The following is a 19,345-nucleotide window of genomic DNA, read 5'->3' on the forward strand; positions in this document are numbered from 1 at the left end:
GCATTATGTCATTCGATCGACTTCGTGGTCAGCACGGTGCCTTACGCGCCGCTATCCTTGCCCTTGGGCTGTTTCCGGCCCTTGCACTGGCGGGAGAAGTCAGCGTTACCGGTGAAGGCAAGGTCGAGTTCACGCCTGACAGTATCCGTCTGCAATTCACTGCACGGGAGGAAGACCAGGATCCCCAGGCCGCCACGGACGCCGTCAGGGAGAAGATTTCACAATGGGAAGAGGCCGTGAGCGCCTATCGCAACCAGCTCGAGGACTACGATAGCGCAACCCTGAACCTGTATACCCAGCAACTTCCTCCCAACAAGGAGGGTGATCAGCCCCGCGCCCGCGCGGTCGCCTCGCAGTCCGTCAGCTTCACCCTGCCCGCCCTGGACTCGCTCAACCCGGTACTGCAAGCTGCCCAGAAAAGTGGCCTTGAGTACCATATCAGCGACGGCAACTTCTTCCATTCCAGCGAAGAGAAACTGGAGCGAGAGGCCCTGGGTAAAGCGATCGACGACGCCAGGGAGCAATGCGAGTTCATTGCCATGCGCCTGAACCAGACCTGCGGCGACGTGAAGATGCTATCCACCAGTTACGGCGGTCGCCCGGTACCGATGATGATGGCTGAAGCCCGCGGTAAGTCCGGCCCGGTAACGGCAATCGGCAACCGGGAGCTCACCGTCACAGTCAGCGCCACGTTCGAGATCGATTAGAAATCCCGGGTATAGAACAGATCCAGTGAGGCGGCCAGGCCACTGGCCGCCTCCAGATAGAAATAGCGGCCAAGGTCGTACCGCAGGGCCACCGTCGTAATCGGCTCGAACACCCCAACGCCATACCTGACCGACAAATCATCGGTAATATAGCCGCTGGCGACGACACTGGCCGTCTCGCCCGACCCCTCCGCTTCCAACGTCAAATCCTTGATGCCGAATTGCTCGCCAATGCCGCGCGTCAGCTCGTTAGTCTGTGCCAGACCGAGACTAAGCGCTGCTTGGCCGACCTGCCCCTGATCGCCGCTCGAACGTAGCGGGCGTCCGAGAATCACGTAGGACAGCGCCTCCTGTTGGGGCATGGAAGGCTCAGAAAAGACTTCGGCCTCCGGCTCCTCTGCCGGGCCACTGAGACGAATACCGGCCACCACATTATCTACCCGGCGCACAGCCTCGATATCAATGTACGGTTGACTGATGGGCCCGACAAAAAGCAAACGGGCACGTCGTATTTCCAGCTCCTGGCCGTAGGCCTCGTAGCTGCCATCCACCAACTGCAAGGTGCCGCGGGTATCGAGGTTATTGCCGATCCGCAGCTCGCCCTTCAAGTTACCAGTGACACCGAAACCTTCGAAGGTCACCTTGTCCTCCCCCACCACGACGGTCACGTCCATGGACAGGGATGGGCCGGGGGCGGCCTCCTTTTCCTCACCGACGATGACTTCGTCGTCCGATACCGACACCGCCTGGGCAGGCAGCTCCCTGACCTCGATCTGACCTCGCGGTACGGCGATGCGGCCCGTGACTGACAGCGCCTGGTCCTTGAAAGAGACTTTCAGGTCCGGCGACATCTCAAGCTGAGCATAGGGCTCGTACAGCAGCGGTAGCCGCTCACCTTTGAGGTTAAGCACGAAGCTGGGTTTTTGGCCGCTCCAGTCAACCTGACCATCGAGTAGGGCCTGGCTGCGGTCATTGGGGCGTACCGTGCCGTCAATATTTGCCTGCCGTCCGTTGAACTCGATGTCCGCATCGATATCTTCCAGCGGCATCGGGATCGTGGGATCCAGCACCTGGCCATTGTTGAGGCTGAGCACGCCGTGAACCTCCGGATTCATCAACGGGCCGGAGAGCTCGCCCTTACCGCTAACGGTGCCACTGATGGATTCCAGACCGGCGAAGGGCTCGATCACCGCCAACTGCAGGCCGGAAAGCGCATAGGTGCCCTGCAGTTCCCGCGTTGCCCCGGTCGGATCGACACTCAGGTCCACGTCAAGCCGGCCGAGTTGATCACCGCTGAAGTCCAGCGCCAGGGTCGCTTCGTTCGGTTGAAGCCCGATTTCGGCCGTTAAAACGTTATAGGCGATAGACTGCCACTCGTCGGCCTGTCGCACCGATAGCTGCCCCGGCCCTGCATCCAGCGCGATACGTCCACGGGGACCAGCCTGGTCGATCGTAAGGTCGATCTCGCCATCGACACTCGCATCCCAACGGACGTTATCCGGCAGCAACGCCGCCAGGGCAGAGATCGGAAAATCATCGAGGCGATAGGCAATTTGCTGGTTCGGTAACAGCACCTGATCATCCGCGCACAGGCTGCTATCCTGCCAGCGCCAGCAATGGGCACCCAGGGTAAGCCGACCCGCACCGGTATAGGCCAGGGCCGCCGGCTGGTCCAGCGTCCAGGCCTGGTCCGCTGAAGCCACACGGCCAGAAACCAACGCGCCAGACCAGATATCGTTCAGCCCGCCTTCGAGGGCCAGCTGCACGTCCACCTCAGGATTGTCCAGATCGAGGGTCAGCCGGTGGCTGTCCCGCGTGCCGTTGAGCGTAACATCGGCATCGCCAATCAGTTGCTCGCCCGCCCGTACGCCTTGCGCATTGAGTTCCGACGCGACCCGCTCGCCCTCCCTGACTGAAGCCTGGAGCCGCAACTGATCGATCACGAAGTCCTGCCACGCCACGCCAGCACCGTCGAGTTGTACCTGGCCGGCCGGGGCCTCCAACGTGCCGGAGACATTGCCCTTGCCATTGAGACGCCCGGCCAGTCCGGGCCAGAGCTGGTCCAGCCGGGGCATGGCCAGCTGGAATTCCGCCTGGAGCTGTTCAGCCCACTGGCCCGAAGCAGTGACGCGGTTGTCTCCCACCCGCAGCTTGAAGGGCGCCAATACCCAGGCACTATCCGCGGACTCGACCTGTCCTTCGGTTTCCAGCGCCTTCGATTGCCACTGACCGGTCAACGACCAGTCCGCATTCAGGTCCGGTCCCGACGCGGGCAACGAGCCCTCGCTGGTAATCTTGCCGCTAAGGCTGCCATCCAATGCGGGAACCCAGTAACCGGGATTGAGCTGGTTGAGTTGAAGATCGGCATCCCATGCCAGGATATCGGCGTAGTCCACCTGCGCCTGCCCCGTCACGCCGCCGGCTCCGGTACCGACCTCGAGATTTGAAACCGTGACCCGGGCCATATCGCCGGCAGCATCGAGGGCAAAGCGGGTCGGTCCGGCTGGTCCTTGGGCATTGCCCTCCAGATGGGCCTCATAGCTTTCGTCTTCGTAGCTGAAATTGGCAGATAGTTTTTGCAGCTCCACCGGTGGAGCTGCCATGTCGGGCAACAGGCTATACCAGGGGAAGCCGTCGAGTTGCAGATCTCCGCTCGCCGCCAGGGTATCGAGCCACCGGACCTGGCCGGTCAGCTTGACCACTTGCGGGGATTCACCGCCGTGCTCCGGTCCGGTCAGTTGCAGGCGAATGTTGCGCGCCCTATCGGTGTACACCCTGCCCTGCAGATCCAGCGCCACGGGGCCTGTTGTACCGGGCAGACTCGCTTGCGTGTCCAGATTGAAGCCCCTCTCCAAGTTGCCTTCCAGAGCCAGGGCCCATTCGTTCAAGGTCAAGGTGGACGGCAGGCTGGCCAGAGGTACAAAGCGATCGCTGTTCAATTTGACCGAGGCCGGAATACCCGCTTCGAACGGCTCCACGCTACCGCTGAGCCGCGCATCGAGGTAGCCGTTGCTTGTGCCTTGCAGACGCAAATCCCGCGCGCTCCCGGCGAGGTTCAGTGCGAGAGTCCAGTCTGCCCCCGGTTCCGGGGCCGGGAGATCGAGTGTGACATCCACATCCAGTGGCCAGTCCCCACGGGTTTCCAGACGCCCCTTAGCCGTGGCTTCCACCGTATCGGTGACGACGTTGAGGTTCTCGATCTGCCAGGCGGCGCCGGACGCCTCTACCGAAAGGGTAAACGAGCGCCAGATGTTGCCGTTGTTCAGGTTCAGCGGCCCCAGCCGCACATCGCCCACAGACAGGCCAACCGGAAGGTTGATTTCAGGAAGCTTGAAAGGTTCGCTCTCGGCAGGCTGCTCTTCCCCGGGAGCCAGGGCGATATTAATCTCTTCGGCGAGTAACTGGTCGATGCACAGCAGCCCCTTGAGCAGGCAGGACGGACTCCATTCCAGGAAGACCTCATCCAACTCAGCGGTGACGCCATACCCCTGCCATCGCACCGATTGGGCCTGCCAGCGATTGAGGACCGACCCCTGGTCACCGGTCACGGTCAATCCCGGAACCTGGTCGATCAGCCAGGCCGTCCCGGTCTCTGAGCGCAATACCAGGTACACCGCCAGCAAAAGAAGCAGCACGAGGGCAAAGAAACCACCCAGGGTCCATAGCAGGACACGCTTCATAGTTCCGGTCCCATGGAAAAGTGTATACGCCAACCGCCCCCCAACTCTTCATCCAGCCCCTTGGCGATATCCAGACGCAGCGGTCCCACCGGACTTACCCAGCGGATGCCCATACCGACGCCGGTGGCGAGCGGGTCGTTCAGGTCGTTGATGGCATTGCCGCGATCGTAGAACGCCGCCAGACGCCAGGTGTTGGTTAGCGGATACTGATATTCTACGCTGCCAACCAACATATACTGACCTCCGACGGTATTGCCGTCCTCGTCTTCAGGGGCAAGCGTTTCATATCCATAGCCGCGTACGCTCTGGTCACCCCCGGCAAAGAAACGCAGCGACGGTGGCACATCGTCGAAGTCGTTGGTCGCTACTGCGCCCACCTGTAGACGCCCGAGGAAACGGTGGCCATCGCCGACGGTAATGAGTCCCCGCGCGACCCCTAGCACATGGGCAATGTCAGCATCCGAAAGCAGGCTGCGGTGCGCGCCCGTCACATCCATTTGCAGGCGATAGCCTCGAGAAGGATCCAGGGGCGAATCTGCCACCAACTTGGAAAAACCGATGCTGGGGAGCAGCAGTTGGCTGTTGTTCTCCTCGTCGCCGATGGTATAGCGCTCCCCTTCCCACCGGATGCCGAGCACCCGCAGCCATTCGTTGTCCATTTGATGACGCCATTGCTGGCCGAATGTCAGGCGCTCCGACTCGATGTCCTCGATATCTTCCCGCTGATAGCCCGTGGTAAAGCGAATGGCATCGGTCATCGGTGGATCGAGCGGCAGTTCGTAGTATGCCGTCAGGTTCTGCCGGGGTTGAGAGAGTTCCGTCTCAGCGCCCCAGCTATGACCCATGGCATTGATCCAGTGCTCGGTCCAGCTACCGCGAAATCGGGGACCAACGTCTGTGGAGAAGCCGACACCGGCGGCTACCGAACGCGGGTCCCGCGTCCTCAGGCGAACCTTTACGGGAACCCGGAGATCCTGGGCCTGGTCTGGGGGGGCATCAATGATAACGCTCGAGAAATAGCCACTGTTGGACAGGTTGCGATCCAGCTCAGCCACCTTGTCGGCACTGTAGGGTTCACCGGGCAGGATCTCGACGAAACCCTCCAACAGTTGTTCTTCGAAGGTACCGTCGCTTTCGAACGTGACTTCGCCGAAGGCGTAGCGCGGCCCGCTACGGTAAACCAGGCGAACCTCGGCGGTCTTGGCATCCGGATCGACCCGCAGCGCATGCTCGACAAACTCACCCTGGAAATAGCCCAGGGTTCTTGCGCGGTTCTGGATGCGTGACCGGACTGCGCTGTAGGCGCCGTGGTTCACTATCTGGCCGGGGGCGATCGACGACAGGTTGCCGAGACTGAATTCAGGATCGTCGGACGCTGGCCCCTCGACACGGACCTCGCGCTCGGCAATCTTTACCGGTTCGCCCGGCTCGACTTCGAGCACGAGGGTGGGCGCCTCGTCTTCCTCGATACGCCAGCGGATGGACGGCGAGTAGTAGCCGAGGGCGCGCAAGGCTTCACGCACCTGATCCTCGGCATGACTGGCGTAACGCCGCAGGCTGGCGGTGGAGCGGTCCTCTACGGTACCGACGAAGTTGGTGGCATTTTCCTGCAGCGCCGGATAGTCGCCCTGAACGCGGACGACAACCTGCCCTGCCGCATAGGCTGCACAGACCGGGCAAAGAACCAGTATGAGGGCGCCGAAAAGTGCGAGAAGGCGTGTTGTTCTGATCGTCAAAACCTCTTCGTCCCGAGACCGCCGATCAAGCGTATGCTACAGAAAATCAGGCATCCTTACCTGATAACCAGGTTAAACCAGGCCAGGAACTTTTTATCGTATGGGCAGGCCTACGGAATCGACAGGGGATTGTTCCGGAGGTTCCGGCGTTATTCAAGCCCTGGGTCCACGCTCAGAGCTTGTCGTGCAGAACCCCGTAGTAGATCGCGAAGAAGTGACAGGCACCTCCTCCAACAACAAACAGGTGCCAGATAGCGTGATTGTAGGGAATACGATTGATCAGGTAGAAGACGACCCCCAGCGTGTAGGTCACCCCGCCGGCAACCACAAGCCACAACCCGAGACTATTTACGCTGGCCGCCAGCTCTGTCGAGGCGAAGACGATCAACCAGCCCATGAGCAGGTAGATAATGACCTGCAATGCCTTGAAGCGGTGACCAAAAACCAGCTTCAGGGTGATACCCGCCGCTGCCAGCCCCCAGATCACCGCGAACAGGGTCCACCCCACTGCCCCCCGCATGTTGACCAAAAGAAACGGCGTATAGGTGCCGGCGATCAGCAGGAAGATGGCGCAATGGTCCAGCATCTTGAAGATACGGCGCAGGCGCGGCTGCCTGGCGCTGTGATACAGCGTCGAAGCCAGGAAAAGCAACGTCATGCTGGCGCCGTAGATGCTGAAGCTGACGATTTTCCAGGGATCGGCCGCCATGCTGGCCAGGACGATCAATACCACCATTCCGGCAACGCTGAAGAGCGCAGCCAGGCCATGCGTCGTCCAGTTCAGCCATTCCTCGATGACCGGATAATCCTGCACAACGCCATCGTTGGACGATGGATACGATTTACGGTTCAAGCTTCCTCCAGGGAACAACGTCGACCAGTACTGAATTTCAGCTTACAACTGTACGTTGAAATAAATCGAATTCAAGCACCCTGAAACTATTGCCACCATAAACCAGCGAACACCTACGCCCTCACTCTGAATCGACTGCCTCGCGTTGGCCGCAGTGCCCGGACCCATGGCCGTCATCGCCAATGGCGCCTTCCCCCTGCGGCCACATCATCGACGGTATCAAGGAAAAACCTCAAGAACGTTCGAAAGACACCGGAGACCACGCATGACCCGCGACCCTATTGGCCTGGCCCTGGCCGCCATGAATCGCCTCGCCGGACACCCGCTGCTGGACCGCTTCGGTATGCGCCGCTCGGTCGAGCGACTGGCATACCAGGGCACCCGGTCTGGCTTCCAGACCCTGGCTTTTGCCAACCGTGAATTCAGGCGGGCCCGTAACCTGCTGCCACGGAAGCGCCTGCCCAACCGCCGCCCCGGCGACCTCTTCGACCTGAACCTGGACGACGATCAGCAGATGATTGTCGACAGCCTCAAACGGTTTGCCAACGATGTGATGCGCGAGCAGGCGGCAAGCTGCGACGAATTAGCCATTCTCCCGCAGGATCTGCAAACCCAGGCGCAAGGGCTGGGTCTTACGCTCTACGCGGTACCGGTCGAATTCGGCGGTGTGGCGGAAATCCAGTCTCCGGTCACCAGTGTGCTCATCGCCGAACAGCTGGCCTGGGGCGACTTCGGCATGGCCCTGGCACTACTGGCGCCATTCAGTGCGGCCCAGGCAATCACCCAGTGGGGCACCGCCGAGCAGCAGGCCACTTACCTGCCGGCGTTCTGCGAAGACGAGCCGCCGATGGCGACCATCGCGGTGGACGAGCCACGCCCGCTGTTCGATCCCATGGCCCTGAAAACTCGCGCCCGACGTACTGATACGGGTTTTACTCTCAGCGGACTCAAAAGCGGCGTTATTGGCGCCAGCGAGGCAGACTTGTTCCTGATCGCAGCCGAACTGGAGGGCGAAGGACCACGCATATTCATGGTCGAACGGGGTACTAACGGACTCAGCTACGAACATGAACCGGCCATGGGCCTCAGAGCCGGCCAGACCGTACAACTTAAACTCGATGACATCACCTTGCCGACCGGCGCCGTGCTGGGTGACGACGACTTCAACTACAGCACATTCATCGACCGGGGCTCGCTCCTGCGTTGCGCGCTGGCTGTCGGCTGCGCCCAGGCCGTGCTCGACTACGTAATCCCCTACGTCAACGAGCGCGAGGCCTTCGGCGAGCCGATCAGTCATCGCCAGTCGGTCGCTTTCATGATCAGCAATATGGCCATCGAAATCGAAAGTATGCGCCTGATGACCTGGCGCGCTGCCAGCCGTGCGGAGACCGGCAAGGATTTCCACCGGGAGACCAGCCTCGCGCGGCTGCTGTGTAACGAGAAGGCCATGGAGGTCGGCACCCATGGCGTCCAATTGCTGGGCGGCCATGGTTTCGTCAAGGAACACCCTGTGGAACGCTGGTATCGCGACCTGCGCTCGACTGCCACCCATTTCGGCGGCACCTACGCCTGAGGAGGATCGTATGAACCTTGAGATACCCCGTAAATTCGGCCCCCTGATCAACCAGGCCCAACAGGTCGCCCGGGAGGTCTTCCTGCCCATCTCCCGTAAGTACGATAGGGCCGAGCACAGCTACCCGAAGGAACTGGATATGTTCGCCTCTATCATGGACGGGATGAATGACGGCGCTGCCGACGGTGGCGCCGGCGCCGGCCGGCTCGCCCGGGCGGATGACGACGCGAACGGCAGCGCTAACCGTAACGGCACCAATATGAAAACGGTTCTCGGGCTGACTGAGCTGTGCTGGGGCGATGTGGGCCTGGCACTGTCGATTCCACGTCAGGGTCTGGGCAACTCCGCCATAGCTGCTGTGGCGAACGAGGAACAACTGGCACGCCTGGGTAATACCTGGGCCGCCATGGCCATCACCGAGCCCGGCGCCGGTTCAGACAGCGCTGCAATCCGCACCACTGCGTCCCGGGACGGCGACGACTACATCATCAATGGCGAGAAAATCTACGTCACCGCCGGTGAGCGCGCCGATGCCGTAGTGGTCTGGGCCTCACTGGATCGCAGCAAAGGTCGTGCTGCCATCAAGTCGTTCGTGGTGGAAAAAGGCACGCCAGGCATGACGGTTGAACGCCTGGAAAAGAAGCTGGGCATCCGCGCGTCGGATACAGCAGCAATCCGCTTCGACAATTGCCGCGTGCCCGCCGCCAATCTGTTGGGCGACCCGGAAATCAGCGTAGACAAGGGTTTTGCCGGCGCCATGCAGACGTTCGACAATACCCGCCCGGTGGTTGCCGGGATGGCCATCGGCGTCGCCCGAGCCGCGCTGGACCGTACCTACGCGCTGATGGCGAAAAATCACCAAACAATGTCCTATCGCGCCCAAACCTGGACGCAAACCGCCGTTGAACGGGAACTGCAATTGTTGGAGGCGGAATGGGACGCTGCCCGACTACTGACACTCAAGGCGGCCTGGATGGCCGACAACGGCCAGCCTAATTCGAAAGAAGCCTCGATGGCGAAAGCCAAGGCCGGCCGCGTGGGCAACCAGGTGACCCTGCGCTGCGTGGAGCTCTGCACCAGCCTCGGCTACAGTGAAGTGGAACTACTCGAGAAATGGGCGCGGGACTCCAAGATCCTCGATATTTTCGAGGGTACCCAACAGATCCAGTTGCTGATTATTGCCCGGCGCCTTCTCGGCAAGAGTTCGGCAGAGCTGAAGTAACCGTCAGTGGATAACGCCTGAGCCCGATTCCCCAATCGGGGCTGCTGGATGGTAGGCTTATTGCCCGAAGTACGAGCGTAACGCAGTCACTCGTTATAGAAGAGGGTGTTGCAGAACAACAGCGCTCATGGAGTTTTCGCAGCATTCTCTACGAATCGGCCAGGCGAGGCGCATGTTTACGATCAATCGGGCAAACCTCCGAAACAGTCACCAACTGATCTGGTTCATTATCGACTTCGTGATGTTGGGGCTGCTGTTCCTCAACATCGCCTGGATTATCTTCGACGCCCTCTACGCCATCGAGGCTGTTAAGGACCTGCTGTTTACCTATGCCCAGCCGTTTGCAGAGTTCTACCGTCCGATCCACCGCAACTTCATCTTCTATGATCTGATTTTCGTCAGCATCTTCCTGACGGAGTTCGTCGTGCGCTGGATTTACGCCATCCGCATGAAAGTCTACCTGCGCTGGTATTTCTACCCGTTTATACACTGGTACGACCTGTTGGGTTGCATCCCGGTGGGCTCCTACCGTTTCCTGCGGGTGCTGCGTGTCATCTCGATCATCTATCGCCTGCACAAGTACCAGGTCATCGACTTCACCAAGACCCGGGTATATGGCTTCCTGAAGTTCTATTACGAAGCGTTCCTCGAGGAACTGTCGGACCGGATTGTGATAAAGGTCCTGTCAGGGGCGCAGGAAGAAATGACCCACGGTTCACCGCTAATCCACAATATCCAGAACAACATACTGCTGCCACGGCGAGACCTGCTCACCGAATGGCTATCCGAGAAAGTGGCTGAAACGGCGCGGACGGGCTACATCCCGAACAGGGGCGCACTGCGGCACTATCTCGAAAACTGTGTCGACGATGCCCTCAACCAGAACGTCGAACTCAACCGACTGCGCCAGGTCCCGATGCTTGGCCCCCAGATCACCGAAACCCTCGAAGAGGCGGTGGGCGATATCGTCGCGCAAGTGATCCACCAGATCCTCGATGACCTCGCCTCCGCGCGCAACCACGGCTTTATCGACGATATCGTCTCCACCTTCCTCCAGGAGACCGAAGAAGGACATGAGACGACCGAGAGCGAACGTCAGATTATCCAGGTGGTTAACGAAATCATCGAAGCCATCAAGAAGCAGCTTGAGATCAAACGCTGGCGACAGGAGCTGTGACCCTGCTCTAGCGCAGAGGATCCCGGCGCTCACGCCAATCTAAAGCACGCGCTTTACTTTATAGTCATCCCTGGGCTTTAATGCGGGTACCGTACCGGTGAGCGACACAAGACTCACCCTCCGACTAGCTCCTAAGAACGATAATTCCAAGACACACCCGAGGCTCAGGATGTCCGAGATCCATTACCGCAGTGCGGGCGAACTGATTGACGAGCTGAAAACCGGCAGGCTCTCCAGTGTTGCCCTGACCCAGGCGCTGATCGACCGTATCAAAACCCTCAATCCACACATCAATGCCGTGGTAACCCTGGCTGAGAACGAAGCCCTTAAACAGGCCGCAGAAGCCGATGCCCGGCGGGATCGGGGCGAGACACTGGGCCCACTGCATGGCCTGCCGATGACACTCAAGGACACCTGGGAAGTCGCCGGCCTGCATTGTGTAGCCGGCGCTCCGGCGATGAAGGACTACATTCCCCAGCGCCACGCGGATATGGTCGAGCGCCTGGTCAACGCCGGCGCAATCGTCCTGGGCAAGACCAACACGCCGCTCTATGCCATGGACATCCAAAGCTTTAACCGCGTTTTTGGTACCACCTCCAATCCCTACAATCGCGATCATACGCCTGGCGGTTCGTCTGGCGGCGCAGCCGCGGCCCTGGCGGCGGGGTTGACACCGCTGGAGGTGGGCAGCGACCTGGCCGGCTCAATCCGTACTCCCGCTCATTTCTGTGGCATCTTCGGTCACAAACCCACCCGAGACCTGGTGTCTATGCGAGGCCATATTCCGGGACCTCCCGGCACCGAAAGCCAGCCAGATCTGGTCGAAGGCGGCCCTATGGCGCGCACGGCAGGCGATCTTGAGCGGTTACTGAAAGTCATTGCCGGCCCTCGTCCGATAGAAGCCCGCAACTGGGCACTGAATCTTGAAGCACCGCGCATTGAGAGTCTGGAGCAGGCCCGAATAGGTCTTTGGCTGGAAGACACCTTGTGCCCCGTGGATAACACGCTGACGACGGCCTACCGTCATCTTGCACAAGCCCTTGAGAATGAGGGTGCCCTGGTTGCTCAGCCAGAGCATAAACTGCTCGATCTGAAACAGATCCTGCCGGCCTACTACAATCTTATGGGCACCCTGGTCAGCGCATCGCTCCGCCCTCCGCAGCGACGGCAACTGGCCTGGGTCTCCCGCCTCGAACCGGTGTTGCGCCGGTTTACACCCATGACCGCCTGCATTGGCGAATACAGCCGTGGCGTCAATCAGCCTGCACATCGGCTGGCCATCTGGCGCGAGACCCGGGAAAAGATGCGCGTGCAGATCGATGCCCTATTTCAGGAGTATGACGTCCTGCTCACCCCAATCACGCCAACCACAGCGATCCAACACGATCACGAGGGCCAGGCCTTTAGCCGCCGCATCACCGTGAATGGTCAGCAACGCCCTTACCTCGATCAGTTCTGCTGGATCGCCCTGGCTACCCTGCTCGGCTTACCCGCGACCTCCGTTCCAGTCGGCCTGACCAACGATGGCCTACCGTTCAATATCCAGGTGATCGGAGCACCGGGCGCGGATCTGACGACGATCCGGTTTGCGGAGTTGATGGAAAAAGCGGGATTGGCAGGCTTCAGGAAGCCAGAAGGGTATTGAGATGTGGGTCGGGTTAGCTCTCGCGTAACCCGACCCACATAACGACATGACCCTATCGTTCGAGAATGGCCGTAACCCCCTGCCCGCCAGCAGCACAGATCGAAATCAGCCCACGACCGCTCCCGCGCTGTTCAAGCTGCTTGGCGAGGGTGGCGATAATGCGCCCGCCTGTCGCGGCAAAAGGATGGCCAGTTGCCAGACTCGAGCCTTTCAGGTTCAGCTTAGAACGATCGATGCTACCCAGCGGCTTATCCAGCCCCAGGCGCTGCTTGCAGAAAGTGGGATCTTCCCAGGCTTTGAGCGTAGAGAGGACCTGCGCCGCGAAGGCCTCATGGATTTCGTAGAGATCGAAATCCTGCAGCGTAATCCCGGCACCATCCAGCAGACGCGGAACGGCATAGGCTGGCGCCATCAGCAGACCTTCCTTCTTGTCGACGAAATCCACCGCTGCCACTTCGGAAAACGTCAGGTAGGCCTGGACTTCAAGGTTGTTCGCCTTGGCCCATTCCTCGCTGGCCAACAGGACACAGGAGGCTCCATCGGTTAGCGCAGTACTGTTTGCGGCGGTCATGGTGCCGTTTTCACGGTCGAAAGCAGGCTTGAGGGAAGCGAATTTTTCGAGGGTTGTTTCTGGACGCAGGATGTTGTCCTTTTCCAGCCCTGCCAACGGGGTCATCAGGTCCTCGAAGAAACCATCCTGGTAGGCAGCGGCGAGCTTCTGATGGCTCTCATAGGCCAGCAGGTCCTGATCTTCCCGGGGAATTTTCCACTCATGGGCCGTGATCTGACAGTGCTGGCCCATAGACATGCCAGTGCGCGGCTCGCCGTTCTCGGGAACTTCCGGTATCAGGTGACTGGGGCGGAAGCGGCCGAGGATCTTCAGGCGCTCGGTGTTCGTCTTGGCGCGATTCAGGTCCAGCAGAATGTCGCGCAGCCCCTCCCCGACACCGATGGGCGCGTCTGACGTTGTGTCCGTGCCTCCGGCGATACCACACTCGATCTGCCCGAGGGCGATCTTGTTGGCCACCAATATGGCCGCCTCCAGGCCGGTACCGCAGGCCTGCTGCACATCATAGGCCGGTGTTTCCGGCGCCAGACCGGAACTGAGGACGGACTCCCGGGTCAGGTTGAAGTCGCGGGAATGCTTGATCACAGCACCGGCAGCCACCTCGCCCATGCGTTTGCCTTCCAGGCCGAAGCGATCCACTAAGCCACGCAACGCGGCAGTCAGCAATTCCTGGTTGCTCAGTTTGCTGTAGGCGGTATTGGAGCGGGCAAAGGGAATGCGGTTGCCACCGATGATCGCCACCCGCTTGACCTGTTGCGATGCTGCGCTACTGGACGTCTTCACACCGGGATTGTTTGTCTGTGCCATGAGGTTACCCTGTCATTCTAAATGGAATGTCCGGCAGTCTAACGTGACCGGTCCAGCGCTCATTGGCAGGCTTGACAACTGCCCTAGAGCGCCAAGTCAATCCAAACGGTTTTAGTTTCCCTACCATACGTAAAATGCAGAATAATGCGCGGAAAGGCGAGATCGGCCTATACGACATTTGCCTGGAAAATGATGCATTGCTTTCGGCTATCTGCTGGATTTTCAGACAACCATTCTGAATCAGACATCCATTCGAATAAAGACGCTTCAGACACAAGGACCCCAACATGTCAGACCTATACCTAAAGCTCGTCAATACACCCGTCGGTAAATCCGCCGCCCATACACTAGGACTGCCCGCACCGGTGGTACTCAAGCGCTGGCAGCGTACAGACCAACCGTTCATCGAGGGCGATGTGTTGGTCGGCGCTGCCGAAGGCGCACGCGCCATCCAGACCCTGGGGAGCATACTCGGCGCCAGCCCGGCACGGGTATTCCATGCGTCGGGCGCGGAACGTCTGATGGATTCCGCCAAGGCCGGCAGCAAAGCCAAGCCGCTGGATATAGCCGGCCAGATCGAGCACAAGTTCTCCGCCCTGGTATTCGATGCCAGCGGCATTAAAGACACGACCGAGCTGCGGGCACTCTATGACTTTTTCCATCCGGTGATTCGCAAACTGGACCGCAACAGCCGCGTCCTCGTCGTCGGCCAGGATCCCCACACCTGTCGCAAACCGGCCCATGCGGCCTCACAACAGGCGCTGGAAGGTTTCGTGCGCAGCGTTGGCAAGGAGATCGGCAAGAAAGGCGCAACCGCCAACCTGATCTGGATCGCCCCCAACGCCGAGGAGCGAATCGATTCCAGTGTGCGCTTCTTCCTTTCGCCCCGCTCGGCGTATGTCTCGGGTCAGGTGGTCAAGATCGGCAAGGCGGATACCGGTAACAGCGCCACCAACCCGGTCGCGCCGCTGGCCGGAAAGGTAGCGTTGGTGACCGGTGCCTCCCGGGGAATCGGCGAGTCGATTGCCGAAACGTTGGCCCGGGATGGCGCTACCGTGATTGCACTGGATATTCCCGCCGCCATGACCGACCTGGAAACCGTCGCCCGGCGCATCGGGGGCAAACCGCTGGCTTGCGATATCACCGAGGCGAACAGCCCCAAGCTGATTGCGGAATTTATTGAAGACCTGGGCAACGGCATCGACCTGATCGTTCACAATGCCGGCGTCACTCGCGACAAAACTCTCGGCAACATGCCTGAGCACTTCTGGGACATGGCTATCGCCGTGAATCTGACCGCGGAAGAGTTGATCGATGAAGAACTGCTCAAGCGCAACCTGATCCGCGAAAACGGGCGTATTGTTTGCGTATCCTCCATCAGTGGGATCGCGGGCAATTTCGGCCAGACCAACTACTCCACCTCGAAGTGTGGCGTCATTGGCTATGTGGAAGCGATGGCTCGCTCGCTGAAAAACGGCATCACCATCAACGCGGTCGCCCCCGGCTTTATCGAAACCCAGATGACGGCAGCCATGCCGCTGACCATCCGAGAAGCCGGCCGACGCATGAACAGCCTGTCACAGGGTGGCCTGCCGGTGGACGTGGCGGAAACCATTGCCTGGTACTGCAATCCGCAATCATCTGGTGTGTCTGGCAACGTAGTACGTGTTTGCGGTCAGTCGTTGATCGGCAAGTAGCTCACCCGGCACCAACAACGATCCCCGGCTTCGGTCGGGGATTTTTTGTCCGGGGGCCAAGCGAAGTCTGGTCGACACGAGCCATTGGCCAAATAGCACAAACGACTCCACGAATGACACTTCGCGGCAAACTTAAAGAGTTTTGAACTTGAAGGATTAAGAACTTCAGGAGGGGAAACAGACCAGCGCACCAGATAGTCGAAGGATGACCAGGAGCGACTATGAAACAAAAGGGGAAATGGTGGGTGGTACTGGGATCGAACCAGTGACCCTCGCCTTGTAAGGGCGATGCTCTCCCAGCTGAGCTAACCACCCGGGAAAAGATGAAAATGGCGGAGCGGACGGGACTCGAACCCGCGACCCCCGGCGTGACAGGCCGGTATTCTAACCAACTGAACTACCGCTCCGCGTATCATCTAAAGTCGGTGACGTACCGACAACCGCTGAATTGGTGGGTGGTACTGGGATCGAACCAGTGACCCTCGCCTTGTAAGGGCGATGCTCTCCCAGCTGAGCTAACCACCCAATCAGCGCGGAAAACACAGTCGCTTGCTGTTAGGCGTTGGCTGTGTCATCCAGATGAGACGCGCATTTTAAGCATTTGAGTCGGCCTGTCAAATACTTTTCGAGGAAAATTCCGAACGGAACTCAATTGGTCAATTTACGCACATCGATGATGCTCGCCGAGCCTGCCTGGCCGGCGCTAAGACGACTTCCGTGACTTTTTCCGCGCCCCGCCCCCGGATTTGCCTGACGTCGGGCCCCGGCGGGATTTATGCGCTACCCTCGCTTGGTCGGCATTACCGCTGGCACCTTTGCTTGCAGCCTTCGACGTTTCAGGCGTCCTGGATGAGGATGGTTTCGGCGCCGACTCGCCCGACACCTTGGCCCGAGTGCGGGATCGGACCACAGAACCCGCTAGCTTCGCAGCGGAGGCTGCCTTCCGTTCCAGGTCGAGACGCCCCACCCGCGACTTGCGTTCTTCCGGTACGGCTTCCTCAGCCAGCCGCTGGTTGAGTTCATCCAGCTTGTTCTGCAACGCCTCAACCTGCCCATCTACCCGCTGCCAGAGTTCTGGGCCAAGCTGCTCAAACTGCCGCTTTATTTCCTCGAGCCGACTGCCGCCATGGCGCTCGGCTTGGTGAATAGCGTCCATATAGCGCAATCGGAGTTTTGCCAGGCGCTGACGCGCCCGGCCGACCGATGCTTCAACTGAATCTATGAGTGACATGGGGATCCCATTGTTATTGTGGTGTCGACAACAGCGGAGCGAGTCCTAACGGCGTCGGGCTCATACGGCCGCAGACTCCAGAAGAACGCCTTTTCCGGCAGAGCGCTCTACCAGCCGAACGCTCTAACCAAACGAGCTCGCTAACCAAACGAACTCTCTATAAGTCTAGACAGCCTGCTCCGGCGCGCAACGAAGCCAGCGCTTGGTCGATAGGATCTTCTTGTGCAAGGCCCGGGAATTCAATGACCCAACTGACAATCAAGATGTGAGGCAGGCGACCTGATGGAGATCGCATCGACGGCGCGATTGGAGAGGGTTCGCGTCGAGAGGCGACGGATTGGCGTTAAGAGGCAATTAGAAAGGCCACCACCAACGTCCCCCATCCCGAGTTTCTTCAGCGGCTTCGCGCTCCGCTTTCAGCGCGGCGTAGGACGAATCGAGGGCACGTATCTGACGGTCCGCCTCTAGAGACTGCGTAGGTCCGCCACCAAATGGCCAGTACCAGGGTGCCTCTTCGTACAGCCCCTTTTCTTTCAGGGCCTCGATTTCTTCGTCTCGGGCAATTTCCAGTTCCTCCTTACGACGCTCGTAATCGTAGTCCTGGTTCGCTTCGACAATCGCCGTGGCGGCGTGGTTTGGCGCCAGCAGGTCACTGTTGAGGAACTGGGTGGAGGTCAATTCCAGCTGCCCATTCATCGCGAACTCGCGGGTCACGAGCTGCAGGTCGCCGCTGGTTAGAGGATGTTCCGCCTCCAGGTCGGGGTGAGCCTGGGCCGGCGGTTCCATTTCGCTATAACGTAAGTAATAGATCTCCCCGGCCTGTACATCCAGTTGGGCATCGGCGATCCGGCTCAGGTCCAGGTCGTTGATACCCTCTAGCCCCAAAAGCGGGCGTCGGATGATGATGTGTCGTGACCCGGGGGCGACCACCAGCCAGGTGTAGCTGTCGTTGCGAATATTGAAGTAGTGCCGACCGTCGACGTAGACACTCGGGGACTCGATCTCGTCCGCAGCCCATTGGGAGTGCGGGCGATAGAAGTAAAGAAGCGCATGGTTCTGCTGATCCCACTCACTGTTGGGGATATGGACGAAATCATGACCTGAGACGGGATGGAGAAAAGCGCCAGTGCTCTTGCCGATCGACTGGTGAATCGAACATCCGCCCAGCAGCCCCGTTAGAACAAGCAGCCCGCCGAGCGCGACAAGTGATGCTCTGCGCATGGTTATTCATCCCTCAAATCCCGATTTGACCGGATGATAGCAATAGCCAGGGCGGCGAAACCGAGACTTACCGCAAGGGATGAATACAAACTGTTACACAACACCGACTACCGGAACGTCGGCGGTCGACGGGCAAGCGCCCGCCTGCATGATGACGGCCTGTTGGGTAAATAGAGGTTGTAGCACGCCGAAGGAAGCCTCAGATCACCGAGGCCCGGAGCCCTCAACCGCCCTGGGCGCGCAAGCCATCCACTTCTTCGTTGAGGCGGATCAGCCGCGAGTTGAGTTGAGCCCGGGCAGCATCGATAGCATCAATGGCCCCCTCGATCTGACTGATACGTTCGCGGGTGCTAGCCAAATCATTGCGCAAACCCTGCAGGTTGCCTGAGGAGTCTTCCAGGCTGTCCAGACGCGCGACCAACTCCTGGCGCGCCAGGTCCTGCTCGCGGCCAAAGCGATCCAGACGCTGCTCGACTGTATTGGTCATCTGCTGCGCGGTTTGCTCAACCTGCTCCAGACGCGGCCTTATGCCTTCGACCGCCTGGGCCAGTTGTTCCACCTTCGCCGCCCGCTCCTCGGAGGCCGTCTGCAGGGCATTGATATCGGCCCGCAGGTTATCCGTCGTCTCCTTGAACTGATTCTTCATATTGCTCGTGGTTTCTTCGAGATAAGCCAGTGCAGCCTTGTTGGCACTGATGGCTTCCTTATTCCGCTCGTTGGCGACGGCCCAGAGCTTGCGGATTTCGCTGTCCGCCGTTTCCGCGCGCTTGTCCAGCGATGCAATCTGATCGGAGAGGTTTGATCCTTTCTCCTGCAGGGTTTCACCGGTTTCGCTAAGTTGCCCCTCGAAGCGGGCCAATGCCAGCTTGCTCTGACGCGCCCAGTAATCGGCTTCCTGCAGCCGTTCCGACATCTGGTCGATGCGCTGGCCCTGCGCATACCAGCCCCAGCCGCCAGCCGCGATCGCAACGATCAGGAGGATAGCCAGTATTGCCGTAGTGGCGCCGGAACCGTTGGAGCCCCGGTCACGCAATACTTCCTGCTTCCTGGGCGTGCCCGGCGGCTTGTCCTTACCCGCTCCCGCGGATTTTGACGATGTCCGTACTTCATCCCGTTCAGGACGTATCGGTTCCATGGCTTACCCCAAGTCGAGAAATGGTGGAATCTGATCGGATGTGATCTTATCGATTCGCTGCCGATCGCGCCAAATTATCTGCATTTGTCATCG

General features: G+C 59.8%; 13 protein-coding genes and 3 tRNA genes. 6 read left to right on the top strand and 10 right to left on the bottom strand.

All coding sequences use genetic code 11. From position 1 onward, the window contains the following. The first annotated feature begins 5 nt into the window (after positions 1–5). Positions 6–707, top strand: coding sequence for an SIMPL domain-containing protein (locus RE428_RS14895; RefSeq protein ID WP_004582782.1), 702 nt, complete (start codon positions 6–8; stop codon positions 705–707). Here RE428_RS14895 and RE428_RS14900 read toward each other — a convergent pair. From RE428_RS14900 to trhA, 3 genes are all read right to left on the bottom strand, one after another. Further along, entirely contained in the window at positions 704–4,387 is a 3,684-nt protein-coding gene (locus RE428_RS14900) for a translocation/assembly module TamB domain-containing protein (RefSeq protein WP_004582781.1), read from the bottom strand. The two genes, RE428_RS14895 and RE428_RS14900, sit on opposite strands and share 4 nt — an antisense overlap. Continuing rightward, positions 4,384–6,117: an autotransporter assembly complex protein TamA gene (locus RE428_RS14905; protein WP_454544844.1), complete on the bottom strand. Its 1,734-nt coding sequence runs from the start codon at positions 6,115–6,117 to the stop codon at positions 4,384–4,386. The genes RE428_RS14900 and RE428_RS14905 overlap by 4 nt, the downstream gene beginning before the upstream one ends. Before the next feature lie 178 nt (positions 6,118–6,295). Beyond that, a complete protein-coding gene (gene trhA / locus RE428_RS14910; protein ID WP_004582779.1) occupies positions 6,296–6,976 on the bottom strand; it encodes a PAQR family membrane homeostasis protein TrhA in 681 nt (226 codons plus the stop codon). A gap of 265 nt (positions 6,977–7,241) precedes the next feature. Here trhA and RE428_RS14915 point away from each other — a divergent pair, with 265 nt between their 5' ends. The 4 genes from RE428_RS14915 to RE428_RS14930 all read left to right on the top strand — a co-directional run bounded on the left by RE428_RS14915 (position 7,242) and on the right by RE428_RS14930 (position 12,593). Next, a complete protein-coding gene (locus RE428_RS14915; RefSeq protein ID WP_004582778.1) occupies positions 7,242–8,549 on the top strand; it encodes an acyl-CoA dehydrogenase family protein in 1,308 nt (435 codons plus the stop codon). Between the two features lie 10 nt (positions 8,550–8,559). Beyond that, positions 8,560–9,771, top strand: a complete 1,212-nt coding sequence (locus RE428_RS14920; protein ID WP_004582777.1) for an acyl-CoA dehydrogenase family protein — start codon at positions 8,560–8,562, stop codon at positions 9,769–9,771. Positions 9,772–9,943: 172 nt separating this feature from the next. Further along, complete coding sequence (locus tag RE428_RS14925) at positions 9,944–10,948, top strand: hypothetical protein (protein ID WP_004582776.1); 1,005 nt, start codon at positions 9,944–9,946, stop codon at positions 10,946–10,948. A 169-nt stretch (positions 10,949–11,117) separates the two neighbouring features. Then, positions 11,118–12,593 carry an amidase gene (locus RE428_RS14930; protein WP_004582775.1) on the top strand — a complete coding sequence of 492 codons (1,476 nt, stop codon included), beginning with the start codon at positions 11,118–11,120 and terminating at the stop codon, positions 12,591–12,593. Positions 12,594–12,645: 52 nt separating this feature from the next. On the opposite strand, the gene RE428_RS14935 is transcribed toward RE428_RS14930, so the two are convergent. Next, positions 12,646–13,968 carry an acetyl-CoA C-acetyltransferase gene (locus tag RE428_RS14935; protein ID WP_004582774.1) on the bottom strand — a complete coding sequence of 441 codons (1,323 nt, stop codon included), beginning with the start codon at positions 13,966–13,968 and terminating at the stop codon, positions 12,646–12,648. A gap of 287 nt (positions 13,969–14,255) precedes the next feature. Between RE428_RS14935 and RE428_RS14940 the strand changes: the two genes are divergently transcribed. After that, the gene (locus RE428_RS14940; RefSeq protein ID WP_004582773.1) at positions 14,256–15,665 is read left to right on the top strand and encodes a 3-oxoacyl-ACP reductase; all 1,410 of its coding nucleotides are present in this window, start codon (positions 14,256–14,258) and stop codon (positions 15,663–15,665) included. 239 nt (positions 15,666–15,904) lie between these two features. On the opposite strand, the gene RE428_RS14945 is transcribed toward RE428_RS14940, so the two are convergent. The 6 genes from RE428_RS14945 to RE428_RS14970 form a co-directional block, all read right to left on the bottom strand. Beyond that, positions 15,905–15,980: transfer RNA gene (locus RE428_RS14945), tRNA-Val, on the bottom strand. A gap of 15 nt (positions 15,981–15,995) precedes the next feature. After that, positions 15,996–16,072 (bottom strand) — tRNA-Asp (locus tag RE428_RS14950). A 42-nt stretch (positions 16,073–16,114) separates the two neighbouring features. After that, positions 16,115–16,190 (bottom strand) — tRNA-Val (locus RE428_RS14955). 178 nt (positions 16,191–16,368) lie between these two features. Beyond that, positions 16,369–16,896, bottom strand: a complete 528-nt coding sequence (locus RE428_RS14960) for a hypothetical protein (protein ID WP_004582772.1) — start codon at positions 16,894–16,896, stop codon at positions 16,369–16,371. 354 nt (positions 16,897–17,250) lie between these two features. Continuing rightward, positions 17,251–18,117: a DUF2846 domain-containing protein gene (locus tag RE428_RS14965; RefSeq protein ID WP_004582771.1), complete on the bottom strand. Its 867-nt coding sequence runs from the start codon at positions 18,115–18,117 to the stop codon at positions 17,251–17,253. 223 nt (positions 18,118–18,340) lie between these two features. Further along, complete coding sequence (locus RE428_RS14970) at positions 18,341–19,252, bottom strand: coiled-coil domain-containing protein (protein WP_040883697.1); 912 nt, start codon at positions 19,250–19,252, stop codon at positions 18,341–18,343. Between the last annotated feature and the right edge of the window lie 93 nt (positions 19,253–19,345).

Source organism: Marinobacter nanhaiticus D15-8W, assembly GCF_036511935.1.
GTDB lineage: Bacteria > Pseudomonadota > Gammaproteobacteria > Pseudomonadales > Oleiphilaceae > Marinobacter_A > Marinobacter_A nanhaiticus.

Coding starts and splice junctions, on each gene's coding strand:
- RE428_RS14915 (WP_004582778.1), top strand. CDS start 7,242: ATGACCCGCGACCCTATTGGCCTGGCCCTGGCCGCCATGAATCGCCTC.
- RE428_RS14895 (WP_004582782.1), top strand. CDS start 6: ATGTCATTCGATCGACTTCGTGGTCAGCACGGTGCCTTACGCGCCGCT.
- RE428_RS14970 (WP_040883697.1), bottom strand. CDS start 19,252: ATGGAACCGATACGTCCTGAACGGGATGAAGTACGGACATCGTCAAAA.
- RE428_RS14935 (WP_004582774.1), bottom strand. CDS start 13,968: ATGGCACAGACAAACAATCCCGGTGTGAAGACGTCCAGTAGCGCAGCA.
- RE428_RS14900 (WP_004582781.1), bottom strand. CDS start 4,387: ATGAAGCGTGTCCTGCTATGGACCCTGGGTGGTTTCTTTGCCCTCGTG.
- RE428_RS14920 (WP_004582777.1), top strand. CDS start 8,560: ATGAACCTTGAGATACCCCGTAAATTCGGCCCCCTGATCAACCAGGCC.
- RE428_RS14960 (WP_004582772.1), bottom strand. CDS start 16,896: ATGTCACTCATAGATTCAGTTGAAGCATCGGTCGGCCGGGCGCGTCAG.
- RE428_RS14925 (WP_004582776.1), top strand. CDS start 9,944: ATGTTTACGATCAATCGGGCAAACCTCCGAAACAGTCACCAACTGATC.
- RE428_RS14940 (WP_004582773.1), top strand. CDS start 14,256: ATGTCAGACCTATACCTAAAGCTCGTCAATACACCCGTCGGTAAATCC.
- RE428_RS14930 (WP_004582775.1), top strand. CDS start 11,118: ATGTCCGAGATCCATTACCGCAGTGCGGGCGAACTGATTGACGAGCTG.
- RE428_RS14965 (WP_004582771.1), bottom strand. CDS start 18,117: ATGCGCAGAGCATCACTTGTCGCGCTCGGCGGGCTGCTTGTTCTAACG.